The sequence below is a fragment of the Vibrio sp. R78045 genome, from assembly GCF_042466085.1.
Taxonomy (GTDB): Bacteria; Pseudomonadota; Gammaproteobacteria; order Enterobacterales; family Vibrionaceae; genus Vibrio; species Vibrio cyclitrophicus.
Window position 1 is genome coordinate 504,420 of record NZ_JAXHBS010000018.1, and the last position, 14,879, is coordinate 519,298.

12 protein-coding genes are annotated in these 14,879 nt (G+C 44.3%); 4 read left to right on the top strand and 8 right to left on the bottom strand.

All coding sequences use genetic code 11. The features are described from left to right. Positions 1 to 175: 175 nt before the first annotated feature. The 5 genes from nhaA to SJY39_RS23980 all read right to left on the bottom strand — a co-directional run bounded on the left by nhaA (position 176) and on the right by SJY39_RS23980 (position 7,356). Positions 176 to 1,342 carry a Na+/H+ antiporter NhaA gene (gene nhaA, locus SJY39_RS23960; RefSeq protein ID WP_010441484.1) on the bottom strand — a complete coding sequence of 389 codons (1,167 nt, stop codon included), beginning with the start codon at positions 1,340 to 1,342 and terminating at the stop codon, positions 176 to 178. Between the two features lie 274 nt (positions 1,343 to 1,616). Further along, a complete protein-coding gene (locus SJY39_RS23965) occupies positions 1,617 to 2,765 on the bottom strand; it encodes a lipocalin-like domain-containing protein (protein WP_016784577.1) in 1,149 nt (382 codons plus the stop codon). Further along, positions 2,755 to 5,208, bottom strand: coding sequence for an ABC transporter permease (locus SJY39_RS23970; RefSeq protein ID WP_010441487.1), 2,454 nt, complete (start codon positions 5,206 to 5,208; stop codon positions 2,755 to 2,757). Before SJY39_RS23970 ends, SJY39_RS23965 begins: the two co-directional genes overlap by 11 nt. After that, complete coding sequence (locus SJY39_RS23975; RefSeq protein WP_010441489.1) at positions 5,189 to 5,860, bottom strand: ABC transporter ATP-binding protein; 672 nt, start codon at positions 5,858 to 5,860, stop codon at positions 5,189 to 5,191. The genes SJY39_RS23970 and SJY39_RS23975 overlap by 20 nt, the downstream gene beginning before the upstream one ends. Before the next feature lie 122 nt (positions 5,861 to 5,982). Beyond that, positions 5,983 to 7,356: an MATE family efflux transporter gene (locus tag SJY39_RS23980; protein ID WP_016793754.1), complete on the bottom strand. Its 1,374-nt coding sequence runs from the start codon at positions 7,354 to 7,356 to the stop codon at positions 5,983 to 5,985. Between the two features lie 96 nt (positions 7,357 to 7,452). Between SJY39_RS23980 and SJY39_RS23985 the strand changes: the two genes are divergently transcribed. After that, positions 7,453 to 8,892, top strand: coding sequence for a DUF2867 domain-containing protein (locus SJY39_RS23985; protein WP_016793753.1), 1,440 nt, complete (start codon positions 7,453 to 7,455; stop codon positions 8,890 to 8,892). A gap of 126 nt (positions 8,893 to 9,018) precedes the next feature. On the opposite strand, the gene SJY39_RS23990 is transcribed toward SJY39_RS23985, so the two are convergent. The 3 genes from SJY39_RS23990 to rsuA all read right to left on the bottom strand — a co-directional run bounded on the left by SJY39_RS23990 (position 9,019) and on the right by rsuA (position 11,770). Beyond that, positions 9,019 to 9,678: a DUF2913 family protein gene (locus SJY39_RS23990; protein WP_016793752.1), complete on the bottom strand. Its 660-nt coding sequence runs from the start codon at positions 9,676 to 9,678 to the stop codon at positions 9,019 to 9,021. Continuing rightward, entirely contained in the window at positions 9,678 to 10,895 is a 1,218-nt protein-coding gene (locus tag SJY39_RS23995; RefSeq protein ID WP_010441498.1) for a Bcr/CflA family multidrug efflux MFS transporter, read from the bottom strand. The genes SJY39_RS23990 and SJY39_RS23995 overlap by 1 nt, the downstream gene beginning before the upstream one ends. A gap of 179 nt (positions 10,896 to 11,074) precedes the next feature. Continuing rightward, the gene (rsuA, locus tag SJY39_RS24000; RefSeq protein WP_010441500.1) at positions 11,075 to 11,770 is read right to left on the bottom strand and encodes a 16S rRNA pseudouridine(516) synthase RsuA; all 696 of its coding nucleotides are present in this window, start codon (positions 11,768 to 11,770) and stop codon (positions 11,075 to 11,077) included. Positions 11,771 to 11,867: 97 nt separating this feature from the next. Here rsuA and SJY39_RS24005 point away from each other — a divergent pair, with 97 nt between their 5' ends. The 3 genes from SJY39_RS24005 to SJY39_RS24015 all read left to right on the top strand — a co-directional run bounded on the left by SJY39_RS24005 (position 11,868) and on the right by SJY39_RS24015 (position 14,800). Beyond that, entirely contained in the window at positions 11,868 to 13,610 is a 1,743-nt protein-coding gene (locus tag SJY39_RS24005; protein WP_016784579.1) for a DEAD/DEAH box helicase, read from the top strand. 104 nt (positions 13,611 to 13,714) lie between these two features. Next, positions 13,715 to 14,113 carry a PepSY domain-containing protein gene (locus SJY39_RS24010; RefSeq protein ID WP_010441504.1) on the top strand — a complete coding sequence of 133 codons (399 nt, stop codon included), beginning with the start codon at positions 13,715 to 13,717 and terminating at the stop codon, positions 14,111 to 14,113. A gap of 27 nt (positions 14,114 to 14,140) precedes the next feature. Beyond that, a complete protein-coding gene (locus SJY39_RS24015; protein ID WP_010441506.1) occupies positions 14,141 to 14,800 on the top strand; it encodes a response regulator transcription factor in 660 nt (219 codons plus the stop codon). Positions 14,801 to 14,879: the final 79 nt, after the last annotated feature.

A 14,879-nucleotide genomic window follows, 5' to 3' on the forward strand; every position in this document is an offset into this window, starting at 1 on the left:
ACTAAAAATACTAGCAGTTAGGATCAATAAAGCCGTGATAGGAAACCCCATCACGGCTTTTTTGTTCTTTGCTATCACATGAATCGGGGAGGATGATTCTGTGACTCGTCTTGCTACTCAGAAGTTAGCTTGTTAATCAGTGAATAGGCTCGCCGTTAAACGAGCCTACCGCTGATTATAGTTTTACTTCTTGTTGCTTTGCTGTTTTCGGTAAAGAAACGCTTAGCAGGAAGTAACCTAGAATTGCAGCTGTTGTAGACCCCATCAGGATGCCTAGTCGAGCTAGTGTGTCAAACTCTACATTCGTTGGGCCAAACGCTAACGAAGAGATAAAGATAGACATTGTAAAACCAATACCACACAGGACAGATACTGCGAAGATGTTCATAAAGTTCACACCTTCAGGGAGCTTAGCAACACCCAATTTCACCGCACCCCAGCTGAATGCAAAGATACCAAGAGGCTTACCAATCAATAGACCCATAGCGATACCAAGCGGTAGCATACCTGTTAGGCTTGAGATTGAGATACCTTCCAATGAAATACCTGCGTTTGCAAAAGCAAAGACTGGCAAGATTGCAAAAGCGACGTATGGGTGCAGAGCATGTTCTAGATGCTTCAGCGGAGAATGTTCACCTTTATTGCCTTTCAGTGGGATAGCAAAACCAATCACTACACCAGCCAGCGTTGCATGAACACCAGACTTCAATACTGCAAACCACAGAATTGCACCAACAATGAGATACACACTCAGCTTAGTTACATGCTTGTTGTTTAGCATGAACAGCACACCAGTTGCGATGAAACCAACCGTTAGCGCAAGCGTTGATAGGTCGCCTGAGTAGAACAGTGCAATGATAACAACAACGCCAAGGTCATCGATAATTGCTAAAGCCAATAGGAACACCTTCAAGCTAACCGGTACACGGTTACCAAGAAGCGCCATGATACCTAATGCGAATGCGATATCAGTTGCCGCTGGGATAGCCCAACCTTGAAGCGCTTCTGGGTTACTTGAGTTAAATAGCACGTAAATAAGTGCCGGAGCTAGCATACCGCCAACGGCTGCGATAGCTGGGAAGATTGCTGTCTCTTTAGATTTTAATGCACCTTCTAAAAGCTCACGCTTAACCTCTAAGCCGATTAGAAGGAAGAACACTGCCATTAAGCCATCGTTAATCCAGTGAGACACAGACATACCCAAAACGTAACTATGTAATACGCCTTGGTACATTTCGTTCAGTGGTGAGTTTGCTACAAACATTGCGATCGCCGCAGCGATGACTAGTATGATGCCGCCAGCAGATTCCATTTTAAAGAAGTCACGGATGACGTCGGTCATGATTTCGCCCTTATATTTATTATTTAAATAAACGAATAACAAAGAATAGCCATGAGTTTATATCCAAGCTTTCTCGATAGATAATCACTTCTTCGGATGTTTAACTTCGGTTTTTCCTACAAATACTAAACAATACGTCGTATATTCCATAATGTTATTATGTCACATAAATTAAGTATAGATGAGATAGCCGAGTCTGTATGCACATTTAGTTTAAGCTTTTTAGAAACCTCAAGCATAAAAAAGGCTATCAAATGATAGCCTTAGGTGTTTTTCAGTAGCCGGTTAACTGCATAAAGCCCGTCGCTTCATGGCTTCCGCTGGCCATTATTGGCCCTTCCCAATATGGTATGACAAATGGAAGCCACATATCTCTGCGTTTAATGCGCGTTGTGAGATTGATATTGTGCTGTGGCACGTTGATTATCCATTGAAGGGGCATTCTTCTGCCATTCAATAACGTTGTGTTCTGCAGAGGCTTGATAGAGATATCAGAGTCTGTTAAGTGATAAACCTTACCTGAGCGAGTTGCCAATGTACCAAAAACATAAGGCAATTGTTGGTTGTGACGATAGCGATTGATACTTAACGCGGTGCCATCATCAAGATTAAACACAAACCAATCCCAACCTTGTTGACCCACTCCAAGTAAGCCACTGCCCCACTCTTTATGCACCCACGCCGTACCTTCAACTTCTTTGGTAACACCATCAAGGTTCAACACTCCACTCAATGATAAAAAGGGTGCGCTAAAGTTGTAAGAAGCGACAGGTAGTAGATCGTGTTTTTTCTGATAACCATTGTCCCCGTTAAGCACGTACGGCCCTTTAGCCACAGTGTCCAACTCGAGACCAAATGTATCGGTTTTGACTTGAAGACGGCCAGGAAACGGCGTATTACCCAATGCTCGCCAGTTCCAATTATCAATCCAAATTCTAAACGGTCGATTTGTCATTCCCGCTTGACCAATGCCACCACGAGCTAAACGTTGCTCTTTCCAAACTTTCATCTCAGAAGAGATCACCACATTTGAAATATAGATTTGCGGGCTTTGCCACCCCGGAGTTTCGCGTTCATCTGTTGCGATACGAAAGAAACTCCATTGAACCGAGTACTTTTTACCATCTTTCCCTTTTAGGGACGCAAAATAATGCCACCATTCGTGTTGAAACTCTGGATGAAATTGGAAATCTCGCGGCAGAGAAACCGTTCTATCGGGTAACACTGGTTCAAATACATTGAAATGCTCACTGACCAGCACCGAGTTAACTTCATTGACGCCCTTTTCACCGACGTCAACGAAATAGGAGTAGTAAGCCCAGATACTTAAAAGCGCACCAAAGAAGCAGATCAACAAAACAGAAGAGATCAATCGGTGCCTGAATTTAATTGAATTATCGCGTTGAAGCATATTAAAGCGCATCCCTTAATGATTTCATCGGTGTGTTCCGAATCATTCTCATCACTGGTAAAGCACCAGCAAGCATTAATGCTGCCATGGCCCATGCAAATGTCACTAAATAATCCCATGGAATCACTTGTAACTCGAGTGACCAACCAAAAGATTGCTTAATCACGATATCCACGATCAAGCTCGCTAACGCTAAGCCAAGCGGAATGGCGATTAGTGAGGAAATAAGTCCAAATACAAACAACTGTAAACTACCAGTTAGGATCAGCTCTTTAGCCGAAACTCCCAAACAACGCTGTAATGAAATATGCCTTTGACGCGATACCTCGCCCGCAACAGTCGCAAAGAAGATACCGAAAACCGCAATCACTAAAGTGATGTTGCCTAGAGTGTCGGCAATAGCGAAAGTTCTATCAAACACACGCATCGCTTGGCTATGGATATTGTTATTATCGAAAATACGTTCCGACCCCAGCCTGAATACATTCTCTAGTCGGCTACGTAAGCCTATTGCATTCACGTCGTCTTTTAAAATGACGCCAAGCCCCACATTACCCCTGCCAGCAAAACCATACAGCCAGTTTCGATGGGACATCATTACTTGATGGTAAGGATTACCATAATCGTAATACACACCCACAACCTGCCAACCAGAGCCTAGGCTGTCATAAAGATCAATGTAGTCACCAGGACGAATACCCAGTTTCAAAGACATAGATTCACTGATCAATACGCCTTTAGAATGATGCAAGTGATACCAATAATTCGGAATACCTAACTTAATCGTTAGTGCTTCTAGTTCACCTTCTGATGGGCCAGTACTAACAACTTGAATACTGCCTACAGGTGAAGCGACGTCTTTTTCCCAACGCCACCACACAGAATCCACTTCAGGTTGATCTGACAACCAGTTGCTCATGCGAGCAGCGGCATTGTTAGTTGGGTATATATAGAGATCAGCGGCCAAACGCTGCGTTAGCCATTTATCCGTAGTATCTCTGAAACTGCCCACCATGGTTTCAACGCCAATATTAGCTGTTAACGCCAACATAAAGGCCATTGTCGCCACACCACGATAGCTCATACTCGAGGCTGCATCAGCAAAGAACCAACGAGCACGAACCCAACGCAAAGAGTAAGACAAACTATTGAACAGCTTCCACATCAAGAATGGCGTAAACAACGCGACACTCACCAGCATCAGGGCAATAATTGCAAAACCCGTTTCTTGGGTTTGGGGCGCTTGATACACAGCAACCGCAGCGACACAGAACCCACAACCCATTAAGGCTTGCCAAGTAAACTCGGTGCCAGCGAAGCGCATTAATGACAGTCGAGAGGTCAAACGAATAGGCTGAGATTTAAGCAAACGTACCAACGGCCAAGCGCACGCTAAGAATGCCCCAAGTAATGCCATTAATAAGCTGTAACCACTCCAACGCCAACTCCAGCTCAGCGTTAAGCCCACATTAGCATCATAAAGATCGCCCAAGCTTGAAGAAACTGCAGGTAACAGTTGATTCGCGAGCATCAAGCCAAAAATATTGCCGCATATCCAGCTGAGTAAAACTAAGATCAATAGCTCTAAACAAAGCGCTTTCGCAAGTTGCCAACCAGACACACCTGTTTGTCTCAAGATTCCGACGAGTGGTTGGCGCTGAATGAAAGACAACGACATCGCTTGATAGAAAATAAACAAGCCCACCACAAACGACAACATACCCATGGCGGTTAAGTTCAAGTGGAAGGCACTGGTAAGAGATTCCAGCTCCGCCTTTGAACTACGAGTAATCGTTAATCCATTTGGTAGCATGTTCTTAAGACGCTCAAACTTTTCAGTTGGCATATCTGAACACGCAATCACCGAAAGCCCTGCACTGCGTTTTAGCATTCTGAGCAATGAGATATCCGCAATCAGGCGAGTACCATTAATAATATTGTCTTGATCGACAGCCACTGGCCCTAACTCAGATCCATCCATCAGATGGATGTAGTCGCCGTGTTTCCATTCCATGTGTTCAGCGAGATCATCACTGACTAGGATCGGGTATGGCGGTTTCATTAGATTTAAGGTAGTGAGATCTTTTAATGCAACACCCGGCTGTAGCTGAAGCATAGACACAGGGTCTAAGCCAATTAGCATGAAGTTCGCGCCGTTTTCATCAGTGATACGATGGTGGTCAAAAGGAGAGCACTGTTGAAAGCCTTCACGGCGAAGTTGGATATAAAAACCTTGCGGGATTTTATTAGCGTTGTGTTTTGGTCGAATACGATAAGGAAGAGGATTCGAAAAAAGTTTCTCGCCATGCGCATAGCTTTGCTTGGCGTGTTGGTTGATGGCAGTAACACCAACCAAAAGTGATACGCCAAGGGTTAAACCAAGCCATACCAAAATAATCTGAAGTGGGTAACGTCGATAGTGACCGAGTAGTGCCTTAACTACGGGCCATGACATGCAGTTGCCCTCCTTGTAGACGGATACGACCATCCATATGGAGCGCTACTTTTTCACTGTGCGTCACCAATAATAAGGTACACTCTAACTGACGAGCCAAAGAAGTAAGCAAACGCATTACCGCTTCCGCATTACGTTCATCTAAGCTTCCTGTTGGTTCATCGGCCAACAAAATTTTAGGTTCCATATACAAAGCACGAGCAATTGCCGCACGTTGTTGTTGGCCACCAGACGCCTCTTCAGGATAACGCCCCAGTAAAGGCATAAGGTCTAAAGCAGAAAGAATTTGTCTCCAGAGTCCTTTATCTTCTGGTAAACCCTTTAATTGACGGCAAAAGCGAATGTTATCGGCAATATTAAGCGTTGGCAGTAAGTTGAATTGCTGGAAGATATGGCCAATATTATTTCGGCGATAAGCAGTACGATCACGTTCAGTGGAGGCGTGCATGTTGAAATGAGGAAAAGCAATTTCACCTGAGTCTGCTAGGTCTAAACCCGCGATAAGATTCAATAATGTACTTTTCCCTGAACCGCTTTCTCCCATTAATGCGAGTTGATCGCCTTGGTTTAATGTTAACTCAGCACCTTGCAAAACAGGGTGGAACTCCCCCCCGTCGACATAGCCTTTACATAGGTCTGACAGCTTTAACATTAAACAGCTCACATTAGTTAGAATTTGGAAGGAGAATCTACACTAATTCCCTGTTAGGAGGAAGTATTTTGAAAGATAGATCACACGCCAACGAGAAAGTCATTAGATTGATGCGCCTCACTTCAACTTCCTATTAAGTTCTTAATCCATTTTCTTGTTTTCATTCGATAGAGCGAACCGCCCCACTTTATGACTTCTTCGGTAAGAAACAGTAAATACACCCATTCAGGCGGGAACTTGAAATAAATAGCAGCGATCGCGGCCAATGGAATGCCAATCACCCACTGAGCAATTAAGTCTTGATAGAGGCAGAACTTAACATCACCACCCGCTCTCAATACACCTACAATCACTGTCATTGGGATAGAACGGATAACAATTCCGACACTTAAAATGAGAATAAACTTCTCTGAGAGCGCTCTGGTTTCTTCAGTCAACGCGCTGAACGCATTAAGTATTGGTACTTGCACAAAATAAAGGAAGACCGCCACAACAATACTGGTCAAGAAACACAAAATGGTTAGGCCGAGAGCTTGATAGTAAACCGCTTCATTATTCTTTGCGCCAAGTTGATTCCCGACCAAAACAGAAGCTGCATTCGACATGCCAATCAATAGACTCAACGAGATAGACTCAACCGGCGTCATTACTGACAGTGCCGCCAAACCTTGTACACCTGATTGCCCCATGATTGCGTGATAAGAAAAAAGACCACCAGCCCAAGCTAAGAAATTAAACGTCGTCGGCAACGATAACTTCAAAAAGCGAATCACTTTTTCAACGGTCGCTGCCGCTTTGATATCACAGAATTTAAAGGCTAATAAATGTTTAGAGAAATAGAGGTAACCAAACAAGGTCGCTACTTCAATAGCCCCACTCATTACCGTCGCAATCGCTGCGCCTTTTATTCCAAGAGTAGGAAAGCCCCAATTACCAAAGATCAGTACCCAGTTTAAGAACACATTAGAAAGGATGCCAATACCACTAAAGAAAGTACTGAGCCCTGGTTTATGCATCGCTCTCAAGCCAACAGCCATACTGCTCACACAGGATACCGCCAACATGCTAAATGAAGTGATAACGATGTATTCAATACCCAAGTTAATGACTTCTTGAGAGTCTGTCGTCACACCCATGATTTGCGCTGGGAAAGAGACAAAGAAAACAATAGTCAGTAAGGCAAACAACGTCGAAACCAACCAGGTCAGAGCGGTACTTTCTCTCACACCTTGTTTGTCCCCCGCTCCCCAGTATTGTGCCGTCAACAACGCGCCACCCGTGGTAACACCAACTAACATAATGGTCGTCACAAACATCGCACGGCTTGCTACTCCAACCGCCGCAATGTCTGCTTCTCCAAGCTGACCCAACATCAACACATCCACTAAGCCTCGGCTTGAAAACATAATGCTCTGCAAAGTGATAGGCAAAGCAATCGCAATAAGCCTACGAACAAAATCACCGCGAGTGTGATGAAGAATGGAAGAGAGCAACATAGAGATACCTAAACGGAACGTATTGATGAATAAAGATAAATATCACGCTATTATATCAATGTTCGGTTTTTAACCACAGATATAAATGGAGTAACAATGAAGAAAGTACTGGTTTTAGGCGCTTCTGGATATGTTGGTTCACAGCTCCTCCCCCTCCTGCTTGAACAAGGCTATCAAGTTACTGCAGCAGCAAGGCATATCGACTATTTAAAGGCACGAACAGAACCTCACGACAACTTGTCACTGGAATACCTTGATCTCGCAGATCAAGCGGCGACACAAGCATTGGTACCCGATTTTGATCTTATCTTCTTTCTAGTTCATGGCATGGCAGAAGGCCATGATTTCATTGATTACGAGCTCAACTTGGCGCGTAACTTTGTTTCGGCACTTGGACCGAAGAATCAACACATTATCTATCTCAGTTCTCTTCAGCCTCAAACGGGCGATTCAGAACACCTTCAAGCTAGAAAAAAAACCGGACAGCTACTTCGAAAAGGCCCCGTTCCAGTAACCGAACTCCAAGCCGGTGTTATTATCGGTCCAGGCTCCGCAGCATTCGAGATCATGCGAGATTTCGTTTACAACCTACCCATAATGATTGCGCCAATATGGGTGGACTCCAAAGCCAACCCTATCGCCTTGCAGAACCTTAACCATTACTTGCTGAAACTCGCACAGGACACACCCAATGAAAGCCAAACGTTTGAGGTTGGCGGACCTGATATTGTCTCTTACCGAAACCAGTTTGCTCATATAGCCAAAACAGCCGATCGCCCACTCAGGCTTTGGGCAACGTCATTACTAACGCCTCAAATCGCTTCCTATTGGTTAGGGGTAGTCACCTCCGTCCCTTCTAACATCGGCAGAGCGCTTCTCGCAGGCTTAAAGCATGACTTCATTGCCAGTTCGACCACCATTAGAGAAAAGTACCCTCAAAAGCTTATATCGTTCGAGAGCATGGTTGAGCAAGCCATTCACGCTGAAGGAAATTTCGTTAAAAGTAATGTCTGGGGCTTTGATAAAACCGCGTTCAAACGATGGCAAGCTGGATATGGCTACTACCCCAAGAAAACCGGTGCAAGCATCACTTCAACCGCGTCACTGGAATCACTGTGGAATGTCGCACAGCAGATAGGAAGCCCCAAGCAAGGTTACTTCTTTGCTAACGCTTTATGGCGCACACGAGAATGGCTAGATGTTCTGTTTGGTGGCGGTATACCGGTTCGACAAATGCCTGAAGGCCCAAACTTAAAAGTGGGTGACAAAATCGACTCGTGGAAAGTGATCCGTTGCGAAGAGAATCAGTTCTTATCTCTGCTTTTCGGAATGAAAGGCCCTGGTTTAGGTCGGCTGGAAATTACCGTATCTGACCACGGAGAAGCTCGTGAACTGAATATCTCAGCTTGGTGGCATCCAAAGGGCTTTCTAGGATTACTGTATTGGTTTGCGATGATGCCAGCCCACCTGTTTATCTTTAAAGGCATGGTAAAGGCGATAGAAAAGCAGGCTAAAAAAGCTGATAAAAAACCATAACAGCACATGAAGTATTAGAGTAAAGAGATGCTAAGACAGTAAAAACGAATGATGTAGCCCGTTGCTATCATTAAAAAAAAGACCGCCAATTCGGCGGTCTTTTGATAAATATCGAGAGTCACTTAGTTAACCAATAACACTGATTGGAATTTCCGCTAACTGATTACCTTGGTTGGCAGGGTACACGATGTATTCACCGTGGTACTTCACCGCTGACTTATAGTCTGTAACTTTGTGAAGCATAAAGCCTGCTTCCATCGCTGCTTGAATAAACTCTGCGTGATTACCACGCACAAACCAGTTCATCGGCTTAACCATCAACTCACCGTTGAAAGAGTCGTCACACTGTTTACCACACAAGGCAAAAGAATGTTCGCCATCGGTGAAGAATTGAATCTTACCGCCAGTGGTCAGTTCATCTTCACTCGATACGCTCCAACCCATCTCATACATTTTGTCCATAAATGCTTCAACATCACTGTCTTTTAGCGCTTTAGGCTCTTCGCCTTCAGGGAAAAAACGTCCGTAAAACGCAGAAATACGTTTGAAGGTAAAAGTTAAATCAGAGTTGTTGCCTTTTGAGCGACCCTGTTTCTGCCAGCGAACCAAGTCAGGCACAATCACGCGATCATAAGCTTGAGATTTAATCGCCTTTGTTACCCAACGAACAAGGTAAAGGTTGTTCGCGATAGGTGCGTCAATGGCCTTGCCAGATTTATGTAAAGCATATAGCTCGCCTAGCGCATCATTCACTAACTTCTGAATTTCAATATAGTATTTTGACATTATGCCTTCTTTCCTAATGTCCAATATAGTAATGCTGACATTACTGCACACGCAGCCATTACCATAGCCATAGACCCAGCACTGTCACTTGGTAGCATCGCAACGATCGCTCCAACGACAGAACCAGTACCAAATCTCAATGTTCCCGCAAGCGATGAAGCCGTGCCTGCCATATTAGGGTAACCACTTAGCAGTAGACCCATAGAGTTACTGCCAATCGTAGAAATAGTGCCGATAAACAGCATCACAAACGGTACAATACCCCAAAGCCCGAGATCCAATGCCCAACCAGCCAGTAAACCCACACCAGCCAGTAATTGAATGACCAGCGCTGCTCTCAGCATGGTATGAGAACCGACCTTCTTAACGATTCGACCATTGATTGTCGTCATAAGAATCATCGCAACAATGTTCAAGCCAAATAAGTAACCAAACAAATCAGGACGTACGCCATAAATGTCGATATAAACAAAAGAGCCTGCGGTTAAGAATGCAAACATCCCAGAAAAAGAGAATGCACCAGAGAAAATCAGGCCCATAGCCGTAGGGTTTTTACATAAACGAGCGTAATTACGAATCGTCGTTTTAAAGCGCAGTGGCTGGCGATTTTCAACAGGCAGTGTCTCAGGGATTTTGATTATTACCGCGAGAATCACAATCACCGCAAAAATGGCCAAGACCCAAAAGATTGAACGCCAGCCAAACCACAATGCCAAGTAACCACCAATCATAGGTGCGATAAGTGGCGCAACCGTCATCACCAAGGTAACGAACGACATGGTTCTTGCAAAATCTTCACGGTCGAACATATCACGCACAACGGCCTGGATAATGACCGCTGCCGCTGCCCCTGCGAAACCTTGAGCAGTACGAACTAACGTTAGCGCTTCAATGCCATGAGTAGTAGCACTCACAACAGACGCAATTGCAAAGAAGAAGACACCAATCAGTAAAACAGGCTTGCGACCATAACTGTCGGCTAACGGGCCATGTAACAACTGACCTAACGCAAAACCTGCGGTGTACGCTGTGAGTGTGATTTGTACTTCACCCGCTGTTACGCCGAGATCTTTGGCGATCGTTGGCATTGCGGGCAGGTACATATCGATGGCGAGTGGTGTCAGTGCACCAATCGCCCCCAGAACCAAAAATAGCATCCAACCTAACTGAGGAGTTTGTGGTTGTGATTTTGGGGTCTGTTGGGTAGACGTTTGCATAACTCTCCGACTAAGTACTAGGTTTTATGTGAGCATGAACATGCACACAGTGATACGCGAATATACACATAGCGATATATAAATACGCAAATAGTAATAATGGCTGAAACTGTCCTAGTACCAGTCACAATAATCAGCCGACGCTATCCTTGGTCGGCCACATTTTACAATAGAAAAAACTACTTCCAGATAGAGTCGACTTCTTCTTGTGTTAGATAACGGTATTCACCCAACTCCAGAGATTCGTCCATCTCGATTTCACCGATACGCTCGCGATGCAATGCTTCAACCTTGTTACCAAGCGCCGCAAACATGCGTTTTACTTGATGGTATTTGCCTTCGTGAATCGTTAAAAGCACTTCACGCTCAGCACGTACATCAAGGTGTGCAGGAAGTGTTAGGCCATCTTCGCTCTTAAGCTGAATGCCTTCTTTGAATTTTTCAACGTAGTCCGCTTCAACAGGTTCAACAAGCCATACACGGTATGTTTTTTCGCACTTGTGCTTTGGCGACGTGATGCGGTGAGACCACTTACCATCGTCAGTAATCAATACAAGACCAGTGGTATCAACATCGAGACGACCTGCAAAGTGCAGCTTGTCCATTTTGATTTCATCAAGCAATTCAAACGCAATACGATTTGCGCCATCTTCATGCGAACAAACAAAGCCTTCTGGCTTATAAAGCATGATGTAACGTGGGCCGTGAACGTGAAGTTCATTGCCTTGCCATTCCACAACGCACTCTTCAGTTACCTTAAGTGAGCCGCTTTTTTGAATGACATCATTAACAGTCACTGCTTTTGATTTTAATAAGTGTGTTGCTTCTCTTCGAGTGACGCCTAACGCATCGCACAGAAATTTATCTAAACGCATGAATACCTCAACTAATCTAAGTCGGGTATTATAGTCACCTTTGCTCAATTAGTTGAGCTATTTCACACTATTTGTTTTTCACCATACAAGACTCGATATGTATACACTCCGCCCATACCAAGCTGACTCCGTAAAATCAGTGATACATTACTTCAGAAAACACCAAACTCCAGCAGTTTTGGTGCTGCCAACGGGTGCAGGAAAAAGCCTAGTCATTGCAGAGCTAGCAAGGCTTGCCAAAGGCCGCGTTTTGGTGCTTGCTCACGTTAAAGAGTTAGTAGAGCAAAACCATGAAAAATATGAAGGTTATGGGTTAAAAGGTTCGATTTTTTCTGCCGGTTTAGGCCGTAAAGAAACCGACCAGCAAGTGGTATTCGCGTCGGTTCAATCCGTGGTTCGCAATCTCGATTCATTTTCTAATCAGTTTTCATTATTGGTTATCGATGAATGCCACCGTGTACCGGATGAAAAGACCAGTAGCTACCAGAAAGTGATCACTCACTTGCGCGAGAACAATCCAGGTATCAAAGTGCTTGGGCTGACTGCAACCCCATATCGTCTTGGTATGGGTTGGCTTTATCAATACCACACACGTGGCCAAGTGCGTTCTGAAGAACCGAGATTTTTCAGAGACTGTATTTTCGAACTGCCGATCCGCTACTTATTAGACGAAGGCTTTCTTACGCCAGCACGCATGATTGATGCTCCGGTTTTGAGTTATGACTTCTCTCAGTTAAAACCAGCAAGCACTGGTCGCTATAAAGAAGCTGAGCTCGATATGGTGATCGAACAATCGAAACGCGCCACGCCACAAATTGTCGACCAAATCATTGAGCTGGCCAAAGACAAACTCGGCATCATGGTATTCGCTGCAACCGTTAGACACGCACAAGAGATCCTGAGCTTACTCCCTGAAGGTGAATCATCCATCGTGATTGGTGACACACCTACGCTAGAGCGCGACCAAATCATCAACGATTTCAAAGAACGTAAAATCAAATTCTTAGTTAACGTATCGGTATTAACCACAGGTTTTGACGCGCCACATGTGGATTTAATCGCAATTTTACGACCGACAGAGTCCATCAGTTTATATCAACAAATTGTTGGTCGTGGATTACGTTTGTCTCCAGGCAAAAAAGAGTGTTTGGTATTAGATTATGCAGGCAACAGTTACGACCTCTACCAACCTGAAGTCGGCGATCCTAAGCCGGATTCAGACAGTGAGATCATCACCATTCCCTGCCCTGCTTGCGGCTTCAATAATAACTTCTGGGGCAAGCTAGACAGCAACGGCTTCTTACTCGAACACTTTGGGCGAAAATGCCAAGGCTACTTTACCGATGAAGACACAGGGGAACGCGAGCACTGTAACTATCGCTTTAGAGCTAAATATTGCGGTGAATGCGGCGCGGACAACGACATTGCCGCACGTATTTGCCACGAATGCGATGCCACCTTAGTTGACCCAGATAAAAAACTTAAAGAAGCGTTAAACCTCAAAGATGCGTTGGTGTTTGAGTGTTTAGAAATGGACCTTAACGTTCTCAAGGACGAAAAAGGCAAGTCGCAGCTTAAGGTCACTTACCGTGGAGAAAACCAAGCACAAGTGCATGAGTTTTGGTCATTAACCACCAAGAAACAGAAGCAGAATTTTAAGGATCAGTTTGTTCGCCCTCACCTTGCCGACAGACACAGACCGTTTGAGGAAGCGTCACCAACCAAAGTTGTTGCTCACCAACATCGATTTCGCCCGCCTCAATTTGTGATTGCACGTAAAGTGGGACGCTTTTGGAAAATGAGAGACAAGATATTCGAAGACGAGCTTCAACAGCGCTAATACCTCATTTTTTGAGAACCTAAAGCTCATAATTAATCAGGTTCACTTTCTGTTCAGAATTACTTTTTTATACTGAACGCTATCAACCTTCTCTAGGATTCGCTATGTTTAGTAAAGCTATGATTTCTTTGTTTTCTATAAGCTTCGGCTTATTGGTTTCTGCCAGTGTCTGGGCCGACTCTGATCATAACGGTCATGACCTCGTACAAGATGTCCACAAAGCAGGAACTCGTATCGAATTTGAAGAAGATCAAGACGAAGTCTACGACGCAGTACAAGAAGGCTATATCCGCCCTTTCTCAGAAATGTACGCGGCAGTGGAAAACGATCTGCATGGTCGAATCATTAAAGTAGAGCTTGAAGAAGATGACGACGTTTGGGTTTACGAACTCAAAATTAATCATCAAAACAACATTATCAAAGTCGAATACAACGCTGAAACGCTAGAAATGTTAATGATAAAAGGCCGAAACTTTAAAGACGCTATAAAAAGCGCTAATTAGTAGTTCATAAAAATTAGAAGAGTAAACATGAAAATTTTAGTCGTTGAAGACGAACCTCGTTTAGGCCAACAAATTATTGAAACACTTGAGGGAGCCGACTGGGTACCCGAGCTTTCTCAAGATGGTATTGACGCACTGTATCGGGCAACATCTGAAGAGTGGGACGTGATTGTTCTCGACTTAGGCTTACCAAAATTAGATGGCTTAACCGTATTGAAAGGCATTCGAGACGAAAACATCAATACACCCGTAGTTATTTTAAGTGCTAGAGACACATTAACTCAACGAGTAGAAGGCTTGAATGCTGGCGCTGACGATTATCTAACCAAGCCATTTGAAATGGTAGAGCTGATTGCTCGAATCCGCGCTCAGTTACGCCGAGCATCTGGCAGTGCCGCTCCAGTGCTACAGATTGGCGATCTCAGCTTAGACACGCGCAGTTCAAAAGTTTTGTGGCAAGGTCAAGCTGTCAGCTTAACCGCACTCGAATACAAAGTAGTCGCGTATTTCATGCATAACCAAAACAAGGTTATTTCACGTACGGAATTGGTTGAACACATTTACAAACAAGATTTTGACCGCGATTCAAACACCGTGGAAGTGTTTATCGGGCGTATTCGTAAGAAAATCGCACCAAAGATCATAAAAACCGTTCGTGGCCTCGGCTACCAACTGAATGCTGAATAGCGCGATCGTCAATTAACAAGCGCCATCATTAATCAAATACACATCAAATAAGTGGATAGCCTGTTCTGATCACCGTAAT

Bases quoted from the DNA above. Each gene is read 5' to 3' on its own strand.
- SJY39_RS23965 (WP_016784577.1), bottom strand. From the start codon at position 2,765: ATGCGCTTTAATATGCTTCAACGCGATAATTCAATTAAATTCAGGCAC.
- nhaA (WP_010441484.1), bottom strand. From the start codon at position 1,342: ATGACCGACGTCATCCGTGACTTCTTTAAAATGGAATCTGCTGGCGGC.
- SJY39_RS23995 (WP_010441498.1), bottom strand. From the start codon at position 10,895: ATGCAAACGTCTACCCAACAGACCCCAAAATCACAACCACAAACTCCT.
- SJY39_RS23990 (WP_016793752.1), bottom strand. From the start codon at position 9,678: ATGTCAAAATACTATATTGAAATTCAGAAGTTAGTGAATGATGCGCTA.
- SJY39_RS23970 (WP_010441487.1), bottom strand. From the start codon at position 5,208: ATGTCATGGCCCGTAGTTAAGGCACTACTCGGTCACTATCGACGTTAC.
- SJY39_RS23985 (WP_016793753.1), top strand. From the start codon at position 7,453: ATGAAGAAAGTACTGGTTTTAGGCGCTTCTGGATATGTTGGTTCACAG.
- SJY39_RS23980 (WP_016793754.1), bottom strand. From the start codon at position 7,356: ATGTTGCTCTCTTCCATTCTTCATCACACTCGCGGTGATTTTGTTCGT.
- SJY39_RS24005 (WP_016784579.1), top strand. From the start codon at position 11,868: ATGTATACACTCCGCCCATACCAAGCTGACTCCGTAAAATCAGTGATA.
- SJY39_RS23975 (WP_010441489.1), bottom strand. From the start codon at position 5,860: ATGTTAAAGCTGTCAGACCTATGTAAAGGCTATGTCGACGGGGGGGAG.
- SJY39_RS24010 (WP_010441504.1), top strand. From the start codon at position 13,715: ATGTTTAGTAAAGCTATGATTTCTTTGTTTTCTATAAGCTTCGGCTTA.
- SJY39_RS24015 (WP_010441506.1), top strand. From the start codon at position 14,141: ATGAAAATTTTAGTCGTTGAAGACGAACCTCGTTTAGGCCAACAAATT.
- rsuA (WP_010441500.1), bottom strand. From the start codon at position 11,770: ATGCGTTTAGATAAATTTCTGTGCGATGCGTTAGGCGTCACTCGAAGA.